At 65.5% G+C, this 24,151-nt stretch carries 22 protein-coding genes and 1 pseudogene; 5 read left to right on the forward strand and 18 right to left on the reverse strand.

Annotated elements, in window-relative coordinates; genetic code table 11:
* Window positions 1-33: 33 nt before the first annotated feature.
* Window positions 34-1,284: a UDP-N-acetyl-D-mannosamine dehydrogenase gene (wecC, locus tag FHU38_RS08745; protein WP_167168735.1), complete on the reverse strand. Its 1,251-nt coding sequence runs from the start codon at window positions 1,282-1,284 to the stop codon at window positions 34-36.
* Window positions 1,281-2,549, reverse strand: a complete 1,269-nt coding sequence (gene wecB / locus FHU38_RS08750) for a non-hydrolyzing UDP-N-acetylglucosamine 2-epimerase (protein ID WP_208415605.1) — start codon at window positions 2,547-2,549, stop codon at window positions 1,281-1,283. Before wecB ends, wecC begins: the two co-directional genes overlap by 4 nt.
* A 457-nt stretch (window positions 2,550-3,006) precedes the next feature.
* Between wecB and FHU38_RS08755 the strand changes: the two genes are divergently transcribed.
* Window positions 3,007-5,178 carry an MMPL family transporter gene (locus FHU38_RS08755; RefSeq protein ID WP_167168739.1) on the forward strand — a complete coding sequence of 724 codons (2,172 nt, stop codon included), beginning with the start codon at window positions 3,007-3,009 and terminating at the stop codon, window positions 5,176-5,178.
* 23 nt (window positions 5,179-5,201) lie between these two features.
* Here the strand turns inward: FHU38_RS08755 and FHU38_RS08760 are convergent, their stop codons facing one another.
* From FHU38_RS08760 to FHU38_RS08770, 3 genes are all read right to left on the reverse strand, one after another.
* Window positions 5,202-6,731, reverse strand: a complete 1,530-nt coding sequence (locus FHU38_RS08760) for an FAD-dependent monooxygenase (protein WP_167168742.1) — start codon at window positions 6,729-6,731, stop codon at window positions 5,202-5,204.
* Window positions 6,728-7,210 (reverse strand): DUF2231 domain-containing protein, encoded by a 483-nt coding sequence (locus FHU38_RS08765; RefSeq protein WP_167168745.1) that lies wholly within the window; start codon window positions 7,208-7,210, stop codon window positions 6,728-6,730. The genes FHU38_RS08760 and FHU38_RS08765 overlap by 4 nt, the downstream gene beginning before the upstream one ends.
* A gap of 240 nt (window positions 7,211-7,450) precedes the next feature.
* Complete coding sequence (locus tag FHU38_RS08770; RefSeq protein ID WP_167168748.1) at window positions 7,451-8,044, reverse strand: TetR/AcrR family transcriptional regulator; 594 nt, start codon at window positions 8,042-8,044, stop codon at window positions 7,451-7,453.
* Window positions 8,045-8,192: 148 nt separating this feature from the next.
* Between FHU38_RS08770 and FHU38_RS08775 the strand changes: the two genes are divergently transcribed.
* Window positions 8,193-9,182: a DUF3558 family protein gene (locus FHU38_RS08775; protein WP_167168751.1), complete on the forward strand. Its 990-nt coding sequence runs from the start codon at window positions 8,193-8,195 to the stop codon at window positions 9,180-9,182.
* Between the two features lie 104 nt (window positions 9,183-9,286).
* On the opposite strand, the gene FHU38_RS08780 is transcribed toward FHU38_RS08775, so the two are convergent.
* The 11 genes from FHU38_RS08780 to FHU38_RS26935 form a co-directional block, all read right to left on the reverse strand.
* Window positions 9,287-9,859: a hemerythrin domain-containing protein gene (locus FHU38_RS08780; protein WP_167168754.1), complete on the reverse strand. Its 573-nt coding sequence runs from the start codon at window positions 9,857-9,859 to the stop codon at window positions 9,287-9,289.
* A gap of 79 nt (window positions 9,860-9,938) precedes the next feature.
* On the reverse strand, window positions 9,939-10,079 hold the full coding sequence (locus FHU38_RS08785; protein WP_167168756.1) for a hypothetical protein: 141 nt from the start codon (window positions 10,077-10,079) through the stop codon (window positions 9,939-9,941).
* 47 nt (window positions 10,080-10,126) lie between these two features.
* Window positions 10,127-10,333 (reverse strand): hypothetical protein, encoded by a 207-nt coding sequence (locus FHU38_RS08790; protein WP_167168759.1) that lies wholly within the window; start codon window positions 10,331-10,333, stop codon window positions 10,127-10,129.
* Between the two features lie 10 nt (window positions 10,334-10,343).
* Window positions 10,344-10,937 (reverse strand): DUF5947 family protein, encoded by a 594-nt coding sequence (locus FHU38_RS08795; RefSeq protein ID WP_167168762.1) that lies wholly within the window; start codon window positions 10,935-10,937, stop codon window positions 10,344-10,346.
* Entirely contained in the window at window positions 10,934-11,506 is a 573-nt protein-coding gene (locus tag FHU38_RS08800) for a NifU family protein (RefSeq protein WP_167168765.1), read from the reverse strand. The genes FHU38_RS08795 and FHU38_RS08800 overlap by 4 nt, the downstream gene beginning before the upstream one ends.
* Window positions 11,499-13,307 carry a nickel-dependent hydrogenase large subunit gene (locus tag FHU38_RS08805; RefSeq protein WP_167168768.1) on the reverse strand — a complete coding sequence of 603 codons (1,809 nt, stop codon included), beginning with the start codon at window positions 13,305-13,307 and terminating at the stop codon, window positions 11,499-11,501. The genes FHU38_RS08800 and FHU38_RS08805 overlap by 8 nt, the downstream gene beginning before the upstream one ends.
* Window positions 13,304-14,341 (reverse strand): NADH-quinone oxidoreductase subunit B family protein, encoded by a 1,038-nt coding sequence (locus FHU38_RS08810; protein WP_243852474.1) that lies wholly within the window; start codon window positions 14,339-14,341, stop codon window positions 13,304-13,306. The genes FHU38_RS08805 and FHU38_RS08810 overlap by 4 nt, the downstream gene beginning before the upstream one ends.
* 98 nt (window positions 14,342-14,439) lie before the next feature.
* A complete protein-coding gene (locus tag FHU38_RS08815; protein ID WP_208415606.1) occupies window positions 14,440-14,994 on the reverse strand; it encodes a hemerythrin domain-containing protein in 555 nt (184 codons plus the stop codon).
* A complete protein-coding gene (locus FHU38_RS08820; protein WP_208415607.1) occupies window positions 14,957-15,388 on the reverse strand; it encodes a hypothetical protein in 432 nt (143 codons plus the stop codon). The genes FHU38_RS08815 and FHU38_RS08820 overlap by 38 nt, the downstream gene beginning before the upstream one ends.
* A gap of 99 nt (window positions 15,389-15,487) precedes the next feature.
* Window positions 15,488-16,546, reverse strand: coding sequence for an IS110 family RNA-guided transposase (locus FHU38_RS08825; RefSeq protein WP_009156928.1), 1,059 nt, complete (start codon window positions 16,544-16,546; stop codon window positions 15,488-15,490).
* A 100-nt stretch (window positions 16,547-16,646) separates the two neighbouring features.
* Entirely contained in the window at window positions 16,647-17,438 is a 792-nt protein-coding gene (locus FHU38_RS26935; protein WP_208415608.1) for a hypothetical protein, read from the reverse strand.
* Between the two features lie 774 nt (window positions 17,439-18,212).
* On the opposite strand from FHU38_RS26935, the pseudogene FHU38_RS08835 reads away from it, so the two are divergent.
* The 3 genes and pseudogenes from FHU38_RS08835 to FHU38_RS28145 all read left to right on the forward strand — a co-directional run.
* Window positions 18,213-18,350 (forward strand): annotated as a pseudogene (locus FHU38_RS08835) (IS5-like element IS4811 family transposase); the annotation flags it as partial.
* A gap of 648 nt (window positions 18,351-18,998) precedes the next feature.
* Window positions 18,999-19,319 carry a reverse transcriptase domain-containing protein gene (locus FHU38_RS27695; RefSeq protein ID WP_167168776.1) on the forward strand — a complete coding sequence of 107 codons (321 nt, stop codon included), beginning with the start codon at window positions 18,999-19,001 and terminating at the stop codon, window positions 19,317-19,319.
* On the forward strand, window positions 19,270-19,743 hold the full coding sequence (locus FHU38_RS28145; RefSeq protein WP_167168779.1) for a reverse transcriptase domain-containing protein: 474 nt from the start codon (window positions 19,270-19,272) through the stop codon (window positions 19,741-19,743). Before FHU38_RS27695 ends, FHU38_RS28145 begins: the two co-directional genes overlap by 50 nt.
* An 858-nt stretch (window positions 19,744-20,601) precedes the next feature.
* On the opposite strand, the gene FHU38_RS27935 is transcribed toward FHU38_RS28145, so the two are convergent.
* Together FHU38_RS27935 and FHU38_RS08855 are read right to left on the reverse strand one after the other, a co-directional pair.
* Window positions 20,602-21,762 (reverse strand): glycosyltransferase family 4 protein, encoded by a 1,161-nt coding sequence (locus tag FHU38_RS27935; protein ID WP_313886709.1) that lies wholly within the window; start codon window positions 21,760-21,762, stop codon window positions 20,602-20,604.
* Window positions 21,759-23,060 (reverse strand): oligosaccharide flippase family protein, encoded by a 1,302-nt coding sequence (locus FHU38_RS08855; RefSeq protein ID WP_167168785.1) that lies wholly within the window; start codon window positions 23,058-23,060, stop codon window positions 21,759-21,761. The genes FHU38_RS27935 and FHU38_RS08855 overlap by 4 nt, the downstream gene beginning before the upstream one ends.
* Window positions 23,061-24,151: the final 1,091 nt, after the last annotated feature.

The raw sequence follows: 24,151 nt of genomic DNA on the forward strand, positions 1-24,151 counted from the left end.
ACCACCAGCTCGGTCGCCGGATGCGGAGGCGTCTCATGCCCACATGCCCCTTGTGTCATAGACGATCTTGCCGGACAGCCGGGGCTTCTTAATCTTTCGGAAGCACTGGTGGTCGACAAGCAGGGCCACGATGTCGGCGCGGTCGAGTGCCTCGTCCACACCCGACAGCCGCACGTTGTCCAAAGCACGAAGGCTCTGCGGCAGCTCGGCCACGTGTGGCTCGACGGCGTCGACGACGGCGTCCTCCGCAGCGGTCGCGACCTCGCGCACGATGCGAAGAGCGGGGCTCTCCCGCAGATCACCAACGTCGGCCTTGAAGGCCAGACCCAGGCAGGCGATCCGCGGCTCACGCAGCCTGCCGGCCGCCGCGACCAGCTGCTCCGCCACGTGTAACGGCTTGCCGTCGTTGATCTCGCGCGCCAGCCGCATCATCCGGGCCTGTTGCGGAGCGGCCTGGATCACGAACCACGGATCGACCGCGATGCAGTGTCCACCCACTCCCGGCCCCGGCTGCAGGATGTTCACCCTCGGATGGCGGTTCGCCATACGGATGATCTCCCAGACGTCCAGTCCGAGCCGGTCGCAGATGAGTGATAGCTCGTTGGCGAACGCGATTTCCACGTCACGTGAGGCGTTCTCGACGAGCTTGGCCATCTCGGCGCTCTCGGCGTCTGTCACCAGGATGCCACCACGGCAGAAGATCCGGTAGATGGCCGCGGCTCGCTCCGCGCACTGGCTGGTGAGCCCGCCGATGACGCGGTCGTTGGTGACGATCTCGGTCATGATCCGACCGGGAAGTACCCGCTCGGGACAGTGCGCCACGTGCACGCCCGGCGAGCTGTCCATCCGGTGTGGCAGGTCGAGGTCGGGTCGAAGCCGCTCGAGCCACTCGCTGACCAGCCGGGTGGTCCCCGGGGGAACCGTCGACTCGAGGATCACCACCTCGCCATCGCGAAGCCGTGGTGCGATGGCCTCGGTCGCGGAGCGCACATGGGCGAGGTCGACGTGGCTGTCCTCTTTGATGGGTGTGGGGACGGCCACGATGTAGGCGTCGGCCTGGGGCATCTCGGTGCTCGCGCTGAGCATTCCCGCGGAAACGGCCTCGTTGAGGGTGGACGTGAGATCTGGTTCGTCGAAGGGGGCAGTCCCTTCGCTGACGCAGTCGACAACTCGCTGGTCGACGTCCACTCCGACCACCTCGACACCCTGTCCGGCCAGCGCGGCGGCGGTCGGCAGGCCGACGTATCCGAGGCCGATGACGGCGACCCGATTCACCTCGGTCACCTGCCCACTCCCTCCACGTCGAGTTCGGCCACGGCTGTCGCCTCGTCGTCGGCCGTTGCGGGTTCGAAGTCGGTCGCCCGCTTCCCGATGCCGAGCAGTTCCTCGATGGCGCGCGCGGCGCGGTGGGCCGCGAAGCCGTCGCCGTACGGGTTCACGGCCCTGGCCATGGCCTGGTAGGCATCCCGGTCGTGCAGCAGTTCGCCGACCGCTTCGACGATGTCGGATTCACCGGTGCCCACCAGCCGCGCCGTGCCCGCGCGCAACGCTTCTGGCCGTTCGGAGGTGTCACGTAGTACCAGCACCGGTTTGCCGAGGCTGGGGGCTTCCTCCTGGATGCCGCCGCTGTCGGTGAGCACCAGGTCACATTCGTCGAGGATTCTGGCGAACTCCGCATAGCTCATCGGCTCGCGAACCAGCACGTTCGGCAGACCGTTCAAAGAGGACAGCAGTGCTCGCCGCACGTCAGGGTTACGGTGAGCGGGTAGCACGAACGCCGTGTCGGGCTCGGCGGCGGCGAGCCTGGCGATCGCCTTCCCGATCCGAGTCATGGGCTCACCCCACGACTCCCTGCGGTGGGCCGTCACGAGCACCAACCGGCGGCCCGCGGTGACCGCCGCGATGATCGGGTCGCTGTACGGGACCGGTCGCGCGACCGTGTGCCGCAACGCGTCGATCACCGTGTTGCCGGTCACGGCCACGTCAGCGGCGTGCACTCCCTCGGCGAGGAGGTTCAGCCGCGCCTGCGGGGTCGGCGCGAGATGGAGCGTCGTCAGTTGGGTGATGAGCCTGCGGTTGATCTCCTCGGGGAACGGCGAGTAGCGGTTACTGGTCCGCAGGCCTGCTTCCAGGTGCACCACCGGCCGGTGGGCGTAGAACCCGGCGAGAGCCGCGGTGAACGCGCTGGTGGTGTCGCCCTGTACGACGACGGCCGCGGGTTGCTCCTCCTCGACGATGTCGCGTAGGCCGGTGAGCGTCCTGGTGGTGATATCGGTCAGTGACTGTCCCGGTTGGATGACGTCAAGGTCGTGGCGGGGGACGATGCCGAACAGCCCGTTCACCTGGTCGAGCATCTCCCGGTGTTGCCCGGTGACCGCCACCACCACGTCGAGTCGGGAGATCGAGCGAAGCTCGGCGATGAGCGGGGCGAGTTTCACCGCTTCAGGTCGGGTGCCGTAGGCGACCAGCAGCCGTGGCCGGGTGCGCTGATCGGGAACGGTGGTGACGGGGGCGGTCGACGTCGCCGAATCGGTGGAGTCAGGCTTCATCTGCGGAGTTCTCCGTGCTTTCCACGGCCACGGCGCGGGTCGCCGATTCGCCTCGCTGGGTAGCTTTTCGGCTTTCCGTTCTCCGCATCGACATTTGACCTCGAGACGTTTTTCCGGGGTTCGGCAGTGGTGCCGCATGCCAAGAACAGCCTGGCAGCACAACGGAGATCGTGCGCTCCGGGCGCAGCCGATCAGGTGTTGTCGATACCGCTTCCGAGTGTTACCGGTGGATTGGCGAGCTGGAAATCGAGGAATCGGACTGCTTTCACCGAGAACGGGTGAATTCGAGTTCGGACGGCTATTTCTTCGGTCGATGTTGGTGCTTCCTGCCTGCGCCGATGGCTCGTAGGTCGACGACGGGACGGGCCGGACGCGCAAAGTGAGACATAGGTGTATCGTTTCTGGTGGCGGCCAGTGTCGGGCTGGTCGTGTGCCGAGAAGATCGAGAGGACCTTTCGTGGCTGGCCTGCTCTACCGGTTGGGGCGGTTCTCGTTCCGCCACCGCCGGATCGTGCTCGTGCTGTGGATCGCGTTACTCGCGGTGTTCGGTGTGGGCGCCGCGACGCTGTCGCAGTCGACGACCGACACCTTCTCGCTGCCGGGGACCGAAGCTCAGCAGGGCTTCGACCTGCTGGACGAGCGGTTCCCGAAGCTGTCCGCCGACGGGGCGACCGCTCAGGTCGTGTTCGCCGCGCCGGACGGTAAGGTCACCGATCCGGAATACCGTTCGGCGATCAGTTCCAGCGTCGCCGAGCTCGGTCGAGCACCCGACGTGGCTTCGGTGCGAGACCCGTTCCAGGGTGGCGGTGTGTCACCGGACGGCACGATCGCGTACGCGGAGGTGCGCTACGACCTGCAGCCGGACGAACTCGGCGACCCTGCCCGGGAGGCGCTGACGACCGTTGCCGAGAACGGCGAGCGGGCAGGCCTGCAGGTCGAGGTGGGTGGCACGGCCGTGCAACCGCATCCGGAGCCGCCTACGACTGAGGTCATCGGGTTGGCCGTCGCTGTGGTGGTGCTCACGGCGGCGCTGGGTTCGCTGCTGGCGGCGGGATTGCCGTTGCTGACGGCACTTATCGGGGTCGGCATCGGCATCAGCGGGGTGGCGATCTCCACCGCGTTCTTCGAACTGAGCTCGACCACCTCTATCCTCGCGCTGATGCTGGGGCTGGCGGTGGCCATCGACTACGCGCTGTTCATCGTCACCCGCTATCAACACGAACTCACGGTCACCGACGATCCCGAACGCGCCGCCGGGCGCGCTGTGGGAACAGCGGGTAACGCCGTCGTCTTCGCGGGTGCCACAGTGATCGTCGCCCTGGTGGCGTTGAGCATGGCGGGCATTCCGATGCTCACCGCTATGGGGCTCGCAGCGGCGGGCACTGTCGCTGTCGCCGTGCTCATCGCGCTCACCCTGCTACCCGCGATGCTCGGGTTCGCCGGGCGTAAGGCTGCTGCTCGGCGACCGCGCCGATCGCGCGGCAAAGGCCTGGGCGGGCGGTGGGTCGCCTTCGTCACCCGGCGGCCGGTGCCCGTGCTGCTGATCGCGGTACTCGCCCTGGGGGTCGCGGCCGTGCCCGCCACGGATTTGCGGCTCGGTATGCCCGACGGCAGCACCGCCCCACCGGAGTCCACCGAGCGCAAGGCCTACGACCTGCTGTCGGAGGGCTTCGGGCCGGGGTTCAACGGCCCGCTGCTCGTCGTCGCCGACCTCGAACAGGGCCAGGACGCGCAACGGACCGCGCAGGCACTGCGTGGCGACATTGCCGACCTCGGGGGCGTCGCACGGGTCGGTCCGCCGATGGTCGACCCGGCGGGGGAAACCGTTGTGCTGAACGTGATTCCGGCGAGCTCACCGAGCAGCCCGGAAACCGAGCAACTGGTGAGGGACATCCGTGCGCACGGCCAGGACTTCGGGGGCGAGACCGGTGCCGAGGTGTTCGTTACAGGGCAGACCGCGATGGACATCGACACCTCCGACCGGCTGAGCGACGCTCTGCTGCCCTATCTGGCCGTCGTGGTGGGGCTGGCGATCCTGCTGTTGATGGTGGTGTTCCGTTCGGTTGTCGTGCCGATCAAGGCGGCGGCCGGGTTCCTGCTGACCATCGGCGCGACCTTCGGAGCGGTGGTCGCGGTGTTCCAATGGGGCTGGCTGGACTGGCTGTTCGGGGTGGAGCAGACGGCGCCGATCATGAGCCTGCTTCCGATCTTCATGATCGGGGTACTGTTCGGCCTGGCCATGGACTACCAGGTGTTCCTGGTCACCCGGATGCGGGAGGCCCATGTGCACGGTGCCGAACCCAAGGAGGCCGTTGTGGGCGGGTTCCGGCACGGGTCGCGAGTGATCACCGCGGCGGCCCTGATCATGATCAGTGTGTTCGCCGGCTTCATCGCCTCCGAGGAGGACACCGTCAAGTCTGTCGGTCTCGCGCTGGCCTTCGGTGTGCTCGTGGACGCGTTCGTTGTGCGTATGACGATCGTGCCCGCCGTGATGAGCCTTCTCGGCAGGGCGTCCTGGTGGCTGCCCCGCTGGCTGGGCAAGCTGCTACCTCGTGTCGACGTGGAGGGTGCCTCCCTGCCGGACGACTCCGCCGAGCGAGAAGCCAAGGTTACGGCGGTGGCACGCTGACCTCCGGCGGTGCCGGGTCCGGCTCACTCGCCGGACCCGGCACCGCCGTGGAAAGTGTCGGATGGCATTGCCGCCCAGGCGCGCTCGACGGTGGCGGCCGATGTGGCGATGTAGCGATCCGGGCGGACCAGGGCCACCGGCGGTACAGCCGAGTCCGGCAGTTCCTCGGCGGGCAGCTGCAGCACCGGAAAGCCACGCCAGCCCGGTGCGTCCGAGGCGGGCACGGCTGATATCGGTAGCCCCGTGACCACCCACGTCGGGCGCAGCGGGTCCAGTCGCTCGTGCAGCCGTCCGCCCGTGCTCAGCACCGGATTCGGCATGCGGCGGCCAGACCACGAGCCTTCACCGAGCGCGGGACCGCGCTGGTAGGCGACCTCCAGCATCCCCACGTTCCGCCCCAGCCTGGCCCGGACCTTGGGTCGCGCCAGCACCAGCGGCGCCAGCGTTCCAAGCACCCGGCGAAGCGTGCCGCTGCGGCGGGTGAGCAAACCGGTCGCCCTGGCGGTGGCCGACACCATCTGTTCGGCGACCGGCCTTCGTTCCGCGTCGTAGCTGTCGAGCAGCGCCTCCACCGTTTCCCGCGGTGCGTCACGCGCCGCGGCGAGTTTCCACAGCAGGTTGTGGGCGTCTTGCACGCCGGTGTTGAGTCCCTGGCCACCGACCGGGCTGTGCACGTGCGCGGCGTCCCCGGCGAGGAACACCCTGCCACTGCGGTACCGATCGGCGACCCCGTTGCTCAGATCGAACCGGGATGTCCAGGTGACCGCGTGACTGCCGAACTCGAGCCCGCAGCGCTGGCGGATCAGGGTGTCGAGAAACTCCGCGTCGATCGTGGTGGACGCCGGTTCCGGTTCGTGGGCGATGATGCGCCAGCGGCCTGGCTCGGGCATCGGCACGATCAGGAGCAAACCCTGCGGTGAGAGGAAGACATGTCCCTCGTCCTCCGGAAGTTCCGTGGTGGTCTTGACATCGGCCAGCACGAACGTCACTCCGGTGGCCTCGCGGCGCAGCCGCAGCCCGGCCTGTTCCCGCACGCTGCTGCGAGCGCCGTCGCATCCCAGCAACCAGCGGGAGCGCACCAGTTCCGATGTTCCGTCGTCGCGTTCCAGCCATGCCTCGACATGCCCCTCGTGCTCGCGCACCCCGTGCAGACCGACCCGCCAATCCACGCGCGCGCCGAGCAACTCCAGGTGCTCCTCCAGCACACGTTCCGTCGCGTACTGCGGGATCGACAGCCAGTAGGGGTAGGCGGTGTCGCCCCATGGCAACTCGAGCAGGTCGATGCGTCTGGCTCGGCCCCGCGCGCCCGCGCAGGGGTTCAGCGCGGCGAACGGAACTCCCTGCGCCACCACGGCCTTGGCCACGCCCATCGCCTCGAAAACCTCGAGTGTGCGCGCATGCGCCACCAGCGCCTTGGAGTAGGTGGAGCGGTGTGGTTTGCGGTCGACGATCCGTACGGTCAGCCCGTGGCGAATCGCCTCGCACGCCGCGGTGAGCCCGGTGGGCCCGGCCCCCACGACGAGCACGTCGACGTCCAGCTCCCGCGCGCTCATCGGGACGCCTCGCTCGTCCACACCGACTCGGCACCGCTGTGTCCGATCCGGACGATATGGACGGTGGTGCCGATGCCGCTGGCCAGGGCGAGTGCCGCGAGTCCGAGTGCGGCGAGCCGCTGTCGCTTTCCAGCGTGCTCGGTGGGTGGACGAGCTTCCCGAGCACGCAGCCACAGCAGTCCGGCCGCGGCGAGAACGACGGCACCGACCCAGGGCAGCAGGCCCTCTCCCAGTTCCTGATGGGACTCGATGAGCGGGCTGGGATCGCTGCGCTGCGCGAGACTCTGCCCGGATTCCACCGACACCGGGACCAGTACCAGTGCCATCACGCTGAGCGCAAGCGGCAAGAACGCGCTCGCCCCGCGAAATCGTGGCCACACCGCCGCCAGTATCACCACCACCGCCGCCAGCGGAACGACGACGACGGTGGCGTGTACGACGAGTGGATGCACGGGCAGGCCGAAGACCGTCTCGAACATGTTCCTCCAACCGAGGCTCAGGAGCGTAGGCCGGACAGCCTAGCCAAAATGAGACACGAAAGTCTAGTTTTCTCGGATGGAGATCACCGGGCGCGGCATCGCATGATGGCTTTCCCGTCGTCGCAGGATGCGGCTGCGCTGGTCGGCTGTGCCCGTGCTGGTTCTGAGCGCAGGACTCGCGGGCAGGAGCGCAGGACTCGCGGGCGAGAGCGGGGGACTCGCGGGCAGGGGTAGGGCGGGTCAGCGGCGCGGCGTGATGCCTTCGGTGAGGGTGGTGAAGGTCAACTCGGTGAGGGAGTGGTCGCCGCCGCCGCGATGCCATGGTGCCGCCGACACCCGCACGGCTGTGGTGAGCAGGGACATCAACACGCTGAGCACCCACTCGGCCGGGAGGTCGGTCCGGAGCTGGCCATCCTGCTGACCCCGCCTGACAACCTCCAGCAGCGGCGCGAACACCCGCTGCCGCTGCTGCAGGAACGAGGTGCTCTGCTCGAACCCCTCCTCCAGCAGTGGCCGGAACCGGGCGCCCTGAGCCAGCACTGCCTCCACGGCGCGGCGAAGGGCGTCCAGCGCGCTGCCCTCCTCGAGCCGTGACCCCTTGATCGCCGCGGCCGCGCGGGCGAGTGCGTCCTCGCGCATCGCTTCCAGCAGCTTCTCCCGGGTGCCGAAGTGGCGGTAGAGCGTGGCGCGGGTGAGGTTGGCCGCCCTGGCGACGTCGGCCATGGACCAGTCCGGGTCGTGAGTCATCGCCTCGACGGCTGCGTCGAGCAGGTTCGCGCGGTTGCGCTCGACGTCGATCCTCGTGGACCTGCGGGCCTGCTGCTGCGATGGCACGCAACCCTTACTACCAGACGAGACGGGGCCGCACTGGTCCGGTTCAGGTGCCATGATCGCGTGAAGCGTCGCGTCTACCCGTGGGCGGTCCGTCCGAGTTAGCCGGTATGCCCGCGAACGACTGTCCTGTTCTGCTAGCGTCTCGCCAATGATCAACAAATTGGCGCGGCGGCCCATGCTGGCCGTCGCGGTGGTAGTGCTCGGACTCGCCGCGGGATGCGCTGGGGGCGCCTCCAACGACGACCGGACGGCTGGCGCGGCCGAGTCGAGCAGCAGCAAGCCCGCGATCAACGACCCCGCCGTCGAGGCGGCCGCACTGCGCACCGTGGATCCCTGCGGACTCCTGTCGGAGGAGAACCTGGCCGAGGTCGGCACCATCGTGCCGGACAGCCTGCACGAAGTGGACTGGGCCGAATGTGCCGTCGAGGTCAACAGCTCCAGCGGCGGCGTGGTCGAGATGACCATGCGCGTCGGTGACAACGTGGTGATCGTCGACGACCCGACCGAGAAGGTGGACGGACTGCCGCTCATCGTGGACAAGTCGGACGAGGAGACGTGCTACGTCACCGCGGTCACGTCGTTCGAGGCGGAACTGGGCATCAGCTTCCAGGTGAACCACGCCGGCGGGGATGCCTGCGCGGCGGGCCGCAGCGCGCTGGAAAAGGTGGTACGCACGTTGCACTCCGACCCACCGCAGTACAAGCAGCCCCCTGGCTCGGTGCTGACCGTCGATCCCTGCGAGGTCGTCGATCAGCAGGTGCTGGGCGAGTTGCTGGGCGGTGCCGCCGAGCGCGATGTGATGAACCTGCACACCTGCTACCTCTCCCCCGAGGGGGAGTCGTATCCGATGATCGGTGTGAGCCTCACGGATTCGGTGCCCGCCGACTCGGGTGACCCGCTTGAACTGCCTGGTGGCGTGACGGCCATCCAGGAGCAGGAGACGGGCAGCGACGAGGTGTCGTGCGAGACCTCGTGGCGGCACATCAAGACACCGCGAGAGGACCAGAGCGACGCCTTCGGCGAGATCGTCTCGATCACCTACAACGCCGAGACGGGCGGTGGCGTGGACGCCGCGGGCGCGTGCGAGAAGTCGGCCACGATCGCCAAGGCCGTCGTCACGAAGCTACCCGCAGCCTGAATGAATCCGAGTAAACCCGAGTAAGTTTAGTGGCCCACGGTGTCCGATCGGACACATTGGACGCCGTGGGCCACCCGGCGAGGATCGGTTTGCCGCCTTCGGGTTCAGCCCGACCGGCGCCCGCTCATCGCGTCGCGCAGCTTGTCGAACATCGCCGCCACCGGGCCCGCGCTCTTCTGCGCACCGGGGGTGGAAGGCGTGGCAGGATGTGGCCGCGTCGGCGCGCCACGCTTCGCCTTCGCCATCTTGTCGCCGAGTTCTTCGAGCTGATCCTCGCTCAACGTCTGCCGCACCCTCGGCCACACCCGATCCTGCTCGAACTCGATGTGCTCGCGCCCGTCGCGGATGACCTGCTCGATCAGCTCTTCGAACCGCGGGTCCGTCGGCGGCGTCTTCTCCAGCGCGTCGAGCACTCCCTTGGCCGAGGATTCCTGCTCAAGCGCCTGCGAGGCCAGCTCGTCGCCTCCAGGAACGGAGTCGCGAACCATCGGCCAGAAGAATTGCTCCTCCACCGCCTCATGTTGCGACTCGGCCACGACCAACTCGGTTACCAGGTGGTCCCGGGCCTGGAGCGCCTCGTCGCTCGCACCCGTGTCGGCGGTGGGCGTCTCCTCGAGCCGTCGCAGCATGGCCAGCACGTTCTCGTGGTCTTCGCGGAGTAGTTCGATCGCGTCCATCGGTTCGGTCTCTCATTCGGCGGATTGCGGTGTCACCGAGTGATACCCCCCGATCGGCCGCACTACACGACTGTCGTGGTCAGTGGCGTTGATCGCGGCGCAGCGAAGCCATGCGCCACATCCTGACCTCGCGGATCAGTCCGGGAAACTCACGCAGCGCCAGCGCCGCGACACCCGCCGCGAGCAGAGCGGCTTGCGCGAGCAGTACTCGCTTGGCCATACCCGATTCCTTCCCCTGTTCCTTCCTGCTGTGCTTGCGCGACTCGTTCACCCTGGCGGCAGGTTCGGCATGATCTTCAGGATCGCGTTGTGTCGCTTCGGGTTGATCCCGGTCGAGCGCCGCGCGTCCGCGGTGCCGTCACGGTGATGGCCCGGCTGCTTGTCGTAGGGCCCTTCGTTGCCCTGGTTGATGCCACCGACATGGCTCGACGAGTCCGGTTGGACGTCGGGTTTGCCGACCCGGATGCTGCCCATCTGTCCTCCTCTACGATCGTTCGGTCAACTCGCTGAAGAACTGGTCGATTCGCGGCCACACCGTGTCGCCACCGGACAGTCCCTTCCACTCGCTTCGGATGACCGCAGTGAGCCGGTAGCAGTCGTCGACGGGCACGAGCCAGCGCTCGTCGTGCCCTCGAGCGGTGTTCACCAGCACGGCTTCCACGTCGGTTCGCAGGTCGCGCAGCCGCGGACAGTCCGCGACCACCTCCAGCCACGCTTCGCGGTCGACCTCCCAGCGGGTCGGGCCCGCCGGGCTGGGGTAGTGCGCCAGCGCGGACCCGTCGTCGCGGGTGATCACGAACGCCAGTCCGACCGGCACGCCCAGCTTGTCCACCGGCAGCGTGGGCAGTCGCAGTCGCCGCCTCGGTATCTGGCGGTAGTGGCCCTGCGCTGCCTGCTCCCGGTCGAACAGCAACCAGCAGGCCTGGCAGGCACAGATCAGCTCGCCTGCGCCCCGGGTGTCGAGCAGGTGACGGTGGGTGTGCTCGACAGGTGCTCCGCACAGGTCGCAGTGTTGGTCGGTCCGGGTGGGCGCGCGAAGCGGCATGCGGATGATCCGTTCCAACGCCGTCGCCTTCATGTGCTGCTCCCGGTCGTCGTGGCGGTGCGGGCCAGCAACGCGTTGACGGGGATCAACGACGGCGATCGTTCGCTGGCCGAGTCGGTCACGACGCGCACTTGCGTGAGTTCCGGAGCCAGTGAGAGTACGGAATCCCTCACCGCCTGCTCCAGTTCAGGAGACACCTCCGGCGAGGAACAGCTCCCGCAGCCTGCGGCCCGCAGGCGTACGTGCGCGACCCCGGAGTCGATCGACGAGAGCTCCACCCTGCCCCCCTTGCGTTCGAGGTGGGGCCTGACGTAGGCGAGCGCTCGCTCGGCGCGGTCGGCGAGCGAACCCGGATGGATGTCGTGCAGCACGAACAGGTGGCTGAGCAGTTCGTCGGCGCACAGCGCCTCCGCCTGTGCCGCACCTGCCGTGTCCAGCACCCGCGCCAGTGCCTCGCCGTACACTTCGGTCAGCGTCCGCACGGCCTCCACAGCCGATTCCGCGGTCGGCCCCGGCATCCGCTCGACGTGGTCGAGCACCTCGTCGAGCCGGGCAAGCCGTCGCTGGACCTCCGCGTCGTCGAGCCGCTGCGACTCACCCATTGATTCCTCCGAGAGTGGGGGAGTGCAACTTCTTCAGTTCCCGGCCGCCGCCGAGATACATGTGGACCCCGCAGGGCAGGCACGGGTCGAAGCTGCGCACCGACCGCATGATGTCGACACCCTTGAAGTTCTTCGCGCCGTTCTCCTCGAAGATCGGCGTGTCCTGCACGGCGTCCTCGTAGGGCCCCGGCGTGCCGTAGCTGTCCCTGGGGCTGGCGTTCCACGGTGTCGGCGGGTAGGGGTGGTAGTTGGCGATCTTCTTGTCCCTGATGACCATGTGGTGCGACAGCACACCCCGCACCGCCTCGTGGAAGCCACAGCCGACCGCCTCGTCAGGTACTTCGAAGTCGGTGAACACGCGGGTGTCGCCCGCACGGACGAGTCCCATCGCCTGGTCCAGGAAGTGCAGCGACATGGCGGCGGCGTAGGCGACGAAGTAGGAGCGGGCACGGTCGCGCTCGATCGCGTTGGAAAGCGGCTTGCCTTCCCTGTCCTTCGGGATCGTCCACTCCAGTGTCATCTCCGGCAGTTGATCGCTCCTCGGCAAGGTGATCCGCACGCCGGAGCCGGTGGACTTGACGTAGGGGGTGTCCACCAGCCGTGACAGCGCGGTCGACCACAGCCGCGCCAGCGGTCCGCCGCCGGTGTCCAGCGGCAGGTGGTCCTTGCCGTCGAACCACCTCGGGCTCATCACCCAGCTGTAGTTGTTGTCGAAGTCGCGCTTCTGCGGCACCGGGACGGTGGTCTGGTTCCACGGGTGTCGCATGTCGACGGGGTTTCCGAGCGGGTCGTGGGTGACGAACGGCTCCTCGTTGACCCAGTCCTCGTAGTAGGAGCTGCCGAGCAGGATCCGCATACCGAGGTTGATGTCGATGAGGTTGTTGGTGACCAGTTCCCCGTCGACGATGATGCCCGGCGTGACGTACATCGCCTTGCCCCAGGTGTTCATCGACTCGTAGCGGTAGTCGCACACGTCGAAGTTGTTCCAGGCGCCCCAGCAGCCGAGCAGCACCCGCCTCCTGCCGACCTCCTCGTAGCCGGGCAGCGCCTCGTAGAAGAAGTCGAACACGTCGTCGTTCATCGCGACGGCCTTCTTCACGAAGTCGAGGATGCCGATCAGCCGGGAGAGGTAGTCGGTGAACGTGGCCGGATCGGGCATCGTGCCGACCCCGCCGGGATACAGTGTGGAGGGATGGACGTGGCGGCCCTCCATCTTGCAGAACATCTCCCTGGTGACGCGGCTGACCTGGAGCGCCTCCTTGTACACCGCGCCCTCGAACGGGTTGAAGGCGCGCATGATGTCGGCGATGGTGCGGTAGCCGTGGATCTCGGCGCCCGGCGCCTGGGTGTTCTCCGCCTGGCGCAGCACGCCGGGGTTGGTCTCCTTCAGCATGGCCTCGCAGAAGTCCACGAACACCATGTTGTCCTGGAAGATGGTGTGGTCGAACATGTACTCGGCGGCCTCGCCGAGGTTCACTATCGTCTCGGCCAGCGGGGGAGGCTTGATCCCGTAGGCCATCTGCTGCGCGTAGTGCGAGCAGGTGGTGTGGTTGTCGCCGCAGATACCGCAGATCCGGGTGGTGATGAACCCGGCGTCCCTTGGGTCCTTACCCTTCATGAACACCGAGTAGCCGCGAAACAGCGACGACGTGCTGTGACACTCGGCGACTCTGCGGTTGGTGAAGTCGATTTTGGTGTAGACACCGAGATTGCCGATGATCCGGGTGATCGGATCCCACGACATCTCGACCAGCTGGCTCTCCTCCTGCGTGGCGCTGGTCCTTGGCTCCGTGGCCGTCATCGATGCTGTCCTCCTGCTCGGGCTGGGCTGCGGTTGTCCGATTTGCGCCCCGGTCGCCAGTACGGGTCGTAGCCGCTGGTCAGCTCGGGTCCGTTGTGGTGCCACTTGGCTTCTTGGTTGGCCGGGTAGTTGGTGATGGCACGCATCCGCCGGATGAACGCCCCGTACGGCTTGTTGAGGATCGACGAAAGGCCCGCGCCTGTTGGTTCGTCCATGAACGGCATGAACATGTCGGGGAACCCGGGCATGGTGCACGCGATGCAGATCCCGCCGACGTTGGGACAACCACCCACTCCCGACATCCAGCCGCGCTTGGGAACGTTGCAGTTGACAACCGGGCCCCAGCAGCCGACCTTCACCTGGCACTTGGGTGAGTTGTAGTCCTTGGCGAAGTCGGACTGCTCGTAGTAGGCGGCCCGGTCACAACCCTCGTGCACGGTCTTGCCGAACAGCCACTGCGGGCGCAGCTTCTCGTCCAGCGGGGGAGGCGGTGCGCTGCCCGCCGCGTGGTAGAGCACCCAGGTGAGCGTCTCCATGAAGTTCTCCGGCTGGATCGGGCAGCCGGGCACGTTGACGATCGGTAGGGCACCGGCCGACTTGAAGTCCCAACCGAGGTAGTCGGCCAATCCCATGGAGCCGGTCGGGTTTCCCGCCATCGCATGGATGCCGCCGTAGGTGGCGCAGGTACCCGCCGCGACCACCGCCCACGCCTTGGGGGCGAGCTGGTCGATCCACCAGTTCAGCGTCAGCGGCTCCCCGGTCTCGAGGTCGTTGCCGAAGGAGGTCCAGAAGCCGTCGCCGGAGATGATGTTCTGGTTGGGGATGGACCCTTCGATCACGAGAATGAAGGGCTCCAGTTCGCCTCTCGCGGCGGCGCGGAACGGGCGCAGGAAGTCCTCGCCGCCCTCGCTCGGCGAGAGCACCTTGTTGTGCAGGTTCACCTTTGGCAGCCCAGGGATGAGCCCCAGTACGACATCCTCGATCGCGGGCTGTCCGGACGCGGTCATGGACACCGTGTCGCCGTCGCAGCTCATGCCCTCGGAGATCCACAGGATGGTGATCTCGTCGAACCCTTCTCGACGCCCTGCGGCGCTGGGTTCCTGCTGCCAGGTGCGGGTACCGCTCTCGATGCTCATGTCTGGGGCCTCCCTTGCAGGCGGTCGCGGAGCCGGTCGTAGATGGCCGCCACCGGCGCGGCCAGTGCCAGCGCCGGTGGCTCGTTGGGTGCGTGCGGGTGTGGCCTTGTGGGAGCGTTGTGCTTCGCCTGTTCCAGCGCCTCCCCCAGTTCGTCGAGTGCCTGCCGGTCGAGGCTGTCGCGCAGCTTCGACAGCAGCTCGCCCTCCTCTTCCCGCACGTGTTCGCTGACCTCGCGTTCCAGTTCGGCCATCAGCTCGTCGGTGCGCTCGTCGCCCTGACCCAGCCGGTCGAGCTCGGCGAGTGTTCGCTTCACGTCGAGGTGTTCGGCGAGGTGGTCGTCGATCTCGGCGCGCTCGGCAGGCAGTACCGCCTTGGCCAGTGGATAGACCATGAGTTCCTCAAGGGCGGCGTGTTTGGAGAGCTCCTGGATCATGAGTTCGACGACTCCCCGGCGTTGCTGGTCCGACGCGGCTGCCCGGTAGTCGCGGAAGAGTTGCTCCACCATTCGGTGGTCATGTTTCAGGAGTTCGACGGCGTCCAGCAGAGCCATCTCGGCCTCCTTCGAGGGTTCCGGATCGGGTCTGGTGCGGGCGCAACGAGCGCACCGCCCCGTGCAACCGCGCCAACACCTCCTGTGGCATGCCTTCCACGCGATCGACGATGGCCGCGGCCCTGGGGTCGGTGGCTCGTGCTTCGCGCTTTTCGGCTTCGGTCAGCGTGAGTGTCCGAAGTGACAGGATCTCGTCGATCTCGGTGGCGTCGTGCAGATCGCCAGGGCTTTCCGGAGCGATGTCCGGGTAGTCGTAGAGCAGGATCGGTGACGACAGCATGCCATCGTGACCACCCGCTTCGCCGATGAGCACCGGGAAGGTGTGAATGTTTTGGCACGCCCGGGTGTAGGGCGCTGCCCAGTCCGGTGGGTCGGTCAGCGAATGCCACGTCACGCCGTCACCACCTAGCAGGGCGTGCGTCGCGATGAGTGAGTGACGTAGCGCCTCCGTTCGCGTGACGCCAGGGCCCACTTCACGGTTGATGCTTCTATGTCAAGCGGCGTGGTCGTGGCGGGTGATGTGGTGTTGCCAGGAGGCTTGATCGGTGGTCATGGCCCGGTGGATGACGTCGATGAGGTGACGTTGGAGGATGCGTCGGGCGCCGCGGCTGCCCTTGGTGGGTTCGTGGCGGGCCAGTAACGCCTGCGCGGCGGGATAGCGCCGTTTCTGCACGATGGCTGCGGTGTAGAGGACGCTGTTCAGGCGGCGGTTGCCGCCCCGATGCAGGCGGTGGCGTTCTTTGTCGGCGGAGTAGACAGGGATCGGTGCGCAGCCGGTGTAGCGGGCAAGTTTGGCAGAGCTGGAAAAGCGGGTGATGTCACCGATTTCAGCGATCAAAATCGCTGCGGAGATGTGGCTGATCCCGGTGATTTCCAGCAGTGTGGGGGCCAGCGGGGTCACGAGCTCCCTGATGGCGTCGTCGAGCTGGCGGACACGTCGGTTGAGCTCAGCAATCTCCATGCTCATCTCGGTGAGCGCCTGGCGGACGTGCGCGCCCAGCGAGGCCGCGTCCAGCAATGCGGTCACCGCGTCCATGCCCTTGGGACGGGCGAGATCGCCCGGAGTGTGGTCGAGCCAGACATGCAGTTGCGCCTTGAGCTGATTGATCATCATGGTGCGCCGCTTGATGAGATCCGCGCGATAGTCGACCAGGACACGCAGCTCACGCACTCGCTCGTCGATGCGGTGCCGGTCAAGGCCGGGAGTAGCGAGGGCGGCGTGAGCGGCTGCGGCGGCGTCGACCGGGTCAGACTTGGTGCCGGTGGCGGCGTGCAGCTTGCGGTGGGCCGCGGTCAACCGGGCCGGAACCCAGACCACCTCCTGGCTGGCGAGCAACAGACCGTCAGCCAGGCGGCGGGCGAACCCACGGCCGTCCTCGATCGCCCAGGTTACGGGCATGTCACCCGCGATCGACCGAACCCAGGTGAGCAGCACAGTGATCATGAACGCGTCGTTCTTCACGGTCAGCGGCTTGCCGAGCCGCCTGCCCTGAGCGTTGACGGCCACCGCGACGTGGACGTGCTTGTGCGGGTCGATCCCTACTGTCACCATCGAAATGTCCTCTCCTCCGCTGCCGTGGATGACGGGGCAGAGGCAAGAGCCCTGGCCAGGGGACAGACCTATTGCGAGTTGACGGCTCAGCAGGCTTCTATCAAGTCACCCCGGTCAGGGCTCTCGCCCTGTGGACCACCGTGGACACATCAACGGAAAGCCTTGCGGCACGTGTTCTCCGAGTCACCCAGCGGCCCGACCGGAGCGTCTCCCGTCGAAGAAGCCCGGCCTTGATCACCCTGCACCAATAGGTGTTCTCGATGCGCAGCCGCAGCCGGTAGGCGGCGAAGGGCGTGTCCAACCGCTGCGCACGCAGGGTGGCAAGCGCCGAAACCGGCAAGCGTCGGCGAACCACCCGTCCCGCTTCGCCGAGCCACTGCACGCTCTCCTCCGCGGGCGCGCCGATCGGCACGGTGATGCCGTCCCCGAGCAGATCCGACAGCGCCGCCACGACGTCACACTCGTGAGGCATCGCCTCGTCGAAGCTCAGCTGAGGTGTTCCCGCGTCGTCGTCGAGCGACTCCACCGGCACGAACCCGCCGCCGGGCTCACGTCGCTCCACCGTCTTGCTGAGCCACTGCAGGAAACGCACGCGCACGTGCACGCTCGGGTTTTCGGCACCGGGCACGGCCTCCAGCAGGGTTTCGGTCTGTTGCTGCCACGACTCGACGGAGCCTGCCACGGTCTCGGGCACGGGGCCTTCGCGCTCGGCCCAGTCTCGCGGCGCCACGATGCCGAACTGCCAGCGCACCCGATTCTTGGGGGAGGATTTTCGGTAGGGGTAGAGCAGATAGCCCTCGTACAGGATCGCGTCGGCGAGTGCGCGCGCCCGCTCGAAGCCGGTTCGGGTGTCCTGCGTGTCACCGGACGCGTCCTCCGCTGTGCCTGTCACCGGTTCGACCCCTCCCGCCTCGCGTTCGCGCCGTTGCCGTCGCCGAGTGCTCCGGCGCCGGCGGACCGGGGCATCCGCACCCACAACCGTCGCACTCGACGTTGCGAGCGTCCAATGTGTCCGCCAAGTCGGTGACGACCGTGCGTGCGAGCGGCGGGTGGTGGATTCGGCGATGGCGCTGGTGTTCATACCCGTGGCCGCCGCGCACAAACGGCGCCCGAACGAGTGGTGCTCGCGTCCGATGGAAACGGACTAGAACACTGGAGCGTGGAGTGAATGTACCGGCATGGCTACCCCCTGCGGTGAGCTCTTCTCGTCCGCCCAGCAGAACAGACGTGTCGCCGTGACGTAGTGGTGTTCATGCTGTTGGGAAGCTCGTCGTCGCCTGCTGGTGGAAGTCCGGCCCGGGTAGCGGCCAGGAGCCCCGGTGGCAGGCTGGCGGCGTCGGAGGGAAACGAAAGTCTGGCGTAGAAGCCCAGTTTCAATGGCCCTGTAAGAGCCTGTTCCTGAACTGATCTTGGTCGGCTGGGCCGCTGCGGAGATTGGAAGGGACTCCTGGTAGATCGCATGGTGTCTAGGTCAACCGTTCTTCCGAGGAGTCCCGGGTGCCATCGTGCCCGAGTTCGTCGGCCTCGTTCGCGCGGGGTCGACAGTGCTGTCTGTTGGCCACCACGCACCGCCCATCGTGCAGGTCGCCGCGTTATCCGTCGGATATGACCGACGCTCAGTGGGCTGGAACGAACCGGCAGGCCAAATCGGATTCGTCGTGTTCACCGCAGATGGGTCGTGGAACGCAGCCTGGCCTGGATCAATCAACACCGCCGCTGCGTCCGCGACTACGAACGCCTCCCCGAACACCACGAAGCCATCGTCCGCTGGGCCATGATCCACACCATCAGCAAACGGCTCACCTGAGTTCAGGAACAGCTTCTAACAGCGGGCGACGATACGGTCCGTAGCATCACGCGAAGCCTGCGGCGTCGTTACTCAGCCATCCTTGCGGGCGGGCCGAGGGGAGTGCCGAGCCCTCCGAAATCGGGTGAAGGCGACGGAAGCGGTGAATATCTTGGACGGGCAGCCCTGAAGGAATCCCCGGCTATGGGGCCGCGGAATGTATTGAAGGTGGCAACGGGTACTGGGGAGGCCCTCCCCGGTCCGATGACCTGCGGATAGGTGTCATCGGCAGCGTCGCGTCCTGTAACCGGTGATCCCGGGAAGTGGGCGCGGGCCGGTTGGCGTCGGAGGTGGCCGTAGTACCGCTTGCAGCCGGGAGACAACGCAACTCCCGGTGAGGGATTGGGCCACTGCTTCGTCGGTGCGTCACGAAGTGGAAGAGGGGCCCGGTCAGCGCCCGTGTGGCTAGCCCTGCCGTCCGGGGGACTTCTCCGGCGTGCGTGGGCTCCGGTGCGTGCCAACGACGGCGCACCGGGCATCGACCCGCACCACCCTGGCCAAGTCGAGCAGTACGGGAGACCGTCTTCTCGGCGAACTGGCCGACGAGTTGAGGTAGAGGCTGTATCGGCCCTCGTCTGCCCGCCGGGTGTTCATCTCCAGCCGGAGATGAAGGACAAGCGCCGGCCGCTGCCCATCCCGACGGTTCGTGACTGCGTCGCGCAGGCCGCGATGAAGATCGTGCTTCCAGCCGGTCTTCGAGGCCGACATGCTGGCGTGCAGCTTCGGTTCCGGCCCAGACGCTCGGCGCATGACGCCCTGCAAGTGCTCATCGATGAGCACCATCGGGGCAGGCGGGGGGTGGTGGAGACGGACATCGGCGAGTGCTTCTCGGCGATCCCGCATGGGGAGTTGATGGACGCGGCCGAAGAGCGCGTCTGTGACCAGGCCGTCCTCAAGCTCCTGGGCAGATCCTGCGCGTCGGAGTGATGGAGGGTGCGTCGGTGCGGCGGCCGGCGACCGGGACCCGCAGGGCGGCGTACTCTCACCGCTGCAGTGCAACGTCTATCTGCACCGGCTCGACCGGGCATGGGACGAGCACGACGGGGGACTGGTCCGCTATGCCGACGACCTGGTCGTGAGGTGCTTCTCCGCAGCCAGGCCGAGCGGGCAGTTGCCCAACTGGGCCCCGCTGCTGGGTGAACTCCGGCTGAAGCCGAAGGCAGCCAAGAGGGCGATCGTGCACCTGGAGGTGGGCGGAGAAGACTTCGATTTCCCCGGCTTCCATCATCGCCAGGTCCGTTCCCGCGGACTCCACGGACGCAGACGCGTCGAGATCCTCGCCCGCTGGCCCTCCAATCGGGCGATGCAAGCACGCCCGCGACGGGATCCGGGAAATCACCGCCCGGCGTAGGCCACTGCTGTCGCCGCAAGCGCTGTGTGGAGGACCTCAACTTGTTCGTCAGAGGCTGGATGCCGCACTTCCGGTACAGTCATTCCGCCGACGCTTCAGCAAGATCTGCAGATTTGCATGGGAACGCCTTGCCCACTTTCGTCAGCAAGAAGCACCGGCGAGGGCTTTCAGCTGGTGCTCACCATTGCGTCCCCGAACGAACTCGGACTGACAGCCCGTACGGAACCGTCGTGGCACCCAGGGCCGGAACGCCCTGGCGGGAGAGGCCGGATGCCGTCGGTGAACGGCGTCGGTGAGTCGTGTGCGGCAGAACCGCACGCACGGTTCGAAGCGGCGGGGGTTGGAAACGGACCGGACGTACTCCGCCACCGTGGTAGCCCCGCCCCTACAACTTGATCTCTCGGTTGGTCTGGATCAGCACCATTACGGTCATGACCAGATTAGTTGCCCGCCTGGGAAGCTGCGGATCCGGCCGGATCTTGCAGGACCGGAGTTGCGCCTCCGTTCGTTCTGTTGGGCCGCGCAGGCACGCGTGAGCAGTGTGAGAGACCGGCTGCGGTAAGGTTGTCGATCAGGCCGTGTTGCCGGGCGGCACCCATGTTGTGCCGCCGGTTGGCGGGGCTTATACCAGCCTGCTGACCGGGTCAGCCTGGGTCTGCAAGTTGACACCGTGGCGCTTGTGTTCGCCGGGGTGGTTTGGTCCGACCGCCGCCGGATGCCATCCGGACTCGGTGGACCGGGACCAGTTGGGCCTTGCGGCGAACCGCACAAGCGGCTCGGCCATAGTGGGTGCCGTGGCTCCGACTACGTCTCGTTCTTGTTCGGAAAGGCGAGCAGCAGCAATGCGGACCCATCCGATTACCGCTGCTTCTGCCGAAGGTGTGAACGTACGCCGTTAACAATCCTTTCGGCCTGCTCTTCGCCAGTCCAATTAGAAATAGTTGCCGCGATCTCATGACGATGTAAATCGTGCTGGAGCCACTTCAATATGGCTTTGGACAACGAATCAGCATCACCGTGCGAGAAAAAATCACCATTGAGGCCAGGTGTGATCGCCGCCCACTCCGGGCCGTGAACGGCGACTTGGTCACCGACGAGTACGGGAACGCCGTGCGAGATGCTTTGTATCACCGCCAGGCCAGCTGCTGATGGAACGACGGAAACAGCGGCATCCGAATAGAGGGCCGCGAGCTCCTTTCGATCGTAGCACGGGCCCCAGAAATAAACACCAACTCCCTTCACGTTGGCGTAGTGCTCGAGGTTCCTGCGATTCGGCCCGTCGCCAACTATTGTCAAGTTGCACAGGTGTCCGTCGGCGCGTAACCGCGCGATCGCGTCTATAGCGAGCTCGAAATTTTTCTGGCGTGTGAGTCTCCCACAGCATAAGACGGTGGGTGTCTGTGGTTGGGTGTCGCACTTTGTGCGGACGTTAGAGTATCCTTTCCGGTTGATAGTGAACCGTGGATAACTGGAATCTCCAACACTGTTGTAAACGACATGCATCCGCCTAGAACGAAATCGATAGGATAGACCGATATCACGCGCTATGTCGCTGTAGAGTAGTAGGCCGTCAGCGATTCGATAGAAGGCGATTCGTATCCATTTTTTCAACCCGAACTCCGGAGTTCTCCAGCCGTGAGTCCAGAAAAGCACGGTTCTCCCACGCAGACGGATCAGAATGGCAGCGACCCAAGTACTGAGCCAGTAACAGTCACCAGGTATTATCCAAGCGTCAAAATCGCGGCTGAGTGCCAGCCCTATGATTCCACGTTGCCAAACAACTCGGCCGATTCTTATGTTCCTGACTCGAAGGAAGCGCTGCGGATCGGGCGGCGGCGACGATGCCACATTTGGGTCGAGTCCAGAGCGATCGGAACAAAACCAAAATTGGATCCGGTCATCACGGGAAAGCATCGAAAAGAGCGCTGAACGGTAGTGTGCACAATGATCGTTAATAATGACGACACGAGGTCGCTGACACGTCGTTCCGGATTTCCTGGGCAAACGTGACGTCATCATGTAGATTCTTCCTTCTGTTGGGAAGCGTGGACGACTCCAGCATGCCTTTGTTGAAGTTTTAGTACTGACGAAATGAACAGCGAAGCGGCGTAAAGAACGTAAGCACCAACGGATGTCCATGCCGCACCTTCAATACCGTACTTTGGTACCAGGAATAGTAAGCCAAGAACGGTGATTATAAGACCGAAGAATTGCCAGCGTGCGCTTGTTCCAGGATAGCCCATCGCATTCAAAGCTGCTATCGTTGTCTGAGCCCCGAAGAAAAACGCGGCGCCGAGACAGAGTAACTGTACGAGCGATGATTCACTTGCGTAATCTCGACCAAATGCAAGCGTGAGGAGCTCAGGCGAGTACAAGATCAATGGCAGGTAGATTGCGGCTGTTAGGAGGAAGCCAATTCTCATGTGTGTCCTGGCGACCGCCCGCCGTCGCAGTGGATCGTGTTGTCGCGAACAGTTCCCGAATGCATAGGCGCTGTACCCGAGCATCAGCACCCCCGGGGAGAGCGAAAGCGTAGCCGCCACGGCGTACTTGCCTAGTTCGGCTGGTGTAACCAAGAAGGCAAGCACGGTCTGATCAATTCTCTGGTTCAGCTGTGAGCTGATTTTTCCGATGTTGACCTTCCATCCGAACTTCAATAGTTCGCGCAAGCGAGGCGTTGAGACGGTGCGAGTAGTTTCCGAACGCGCCAGCGTTGGCTGCGGGTCTGCGGACGATGTGGCGGAATACATCAACCAGGTAGCCGTAAGTGCGGAGATCAGATAACACATGATCCAGCAGACAACTGCGGCGCGTAGTGTAAGCGCTCCGAGCACGTACAAGCCAACTATGAGGAGCGAATAGCTCGAATTGGCGGCGATCCGCGCCAGGTTCCATGCAGTCGTTTTACCGAACCCGTTGAGTATTCCGCTGATGAATCGTGTAACCAAAAAAAAGGGAGCAAGTAACGCGATTGCTATTGCTTCCGGATGCAAATCTGGAGATACAACGAAGTTGACCTGTATCATTGAGATCAGTACGGCGACAGCGAGGCCATACGGAATGCTCCACCTAAACGCTAATCCGCGCACCATTGCGGGGCTCGTCCTGTCCACTGCAACACTACGGGTCAAGGCATCGTCGAGCCCGACACCCGCAACCGCCATCATAAGAAACGCGGGCTCAGTCAATGCGGCAAGTGATCCGCGTCCGGACGGTGTCAAACTCCTCGCCACGAGGATTCCCGACACGACGCCAGCAGCCCCAAGAACTGTGGAGAAGAGGATCGTACGAACGCCCGGGTCGTGCAGCAACCTCACGTATCGGTCTCTGAATGTGCGACCATGCTGCGGCCTCTTCCTTCGATATGCCCGGTGCGCACGGATCGAAAAAATCAATGACGCCTCCGCGCTGGGTTTGAGGCCGAGGAGTACTGCATTGCTAGCCCACAGTGAGCATACATCGATACCCGGGTTCTCCCAGGTTCGGCTTGATTTCGACCGACCTGGATCGACCTGCCTTGTCGCAGGTGAAGAAAGCAGACGCTGCTGCCTTTTCGCAGAACTCGTGGTTGCTTAGACATGCTGCCCGGGCGGTAATCGGAAAGCGTAGAGTGTCCCGATGAAGAGGGCGAGAGCTGTGGCCCGGACGAATGATTCGAATTCGACCGCTGATTGGCACACGATAACGATAATGGTGCCAGCCTGTTGCTTACCGGAATGCGGTTTCCGTAAACAGCGGAGATCAACAGGGAGTACGACCAAGGAGATTGCCGTCCTGCGATCGCTGGAATCGTCTTTGTGTATGGTGCGGGTGAAATAATGGCTTTCTTTGGGCAACTTGCGTGGTCAACACTTTCGGGGTTTACGGTGCTCGAGGGTCCACTTCCGAAAAGTGGACCCTCATTGCCTTTGAGCGAGTTTGGCTTGAATATAAGGAAGCGGCCGGGTAAGTATTCGGCAGTGCGAGCGCCGGGTGATACTTCCGCATTTGCGAACACTCGTTTCCATGTCAGGGGGACGCTGGCCACAGCGATCCGGACGGCAAGTTTGGCCCGACCGGTTGGGACGATCGCGAACGTATGGTGGCGAGGGCCGGACAGGTGGGAGGCCAGAACGATGAAGAGTGCCGCCACAAGTCCTCCCATGACTGCGCTGGCAAGCAATGTGAGTACGAAAATGAGTCCTTCGGTCGGCCAGAACGCTGGCTTGTGTCGGCTGTTCTTCGGATGGGGGAAGGACCAACTGAAACGGCCGATGGCAAGTTTGTAGGGGAGCGCCGTGGAGCGGTCCGACCAGACTCCCGGTGGAATGTCTCCTACCGTACAAATCGGCAGCGACATGCCGATTACGGTTGCGATCGGGCCGATGCGTGTGCACTTAGCACGCTGGTCGAATTTTCTGTCGACTTT

This window comes from Saccharomonospora amisosensis (assembly GCF_011761185.1).
Lineage (GTDB): Bacteria > Actinomycetota > Actinomycetes > Mycobacteriales > Pseudonocardiaceae > Saccharomonospora_A > Saccharomonospora_A amisosensis.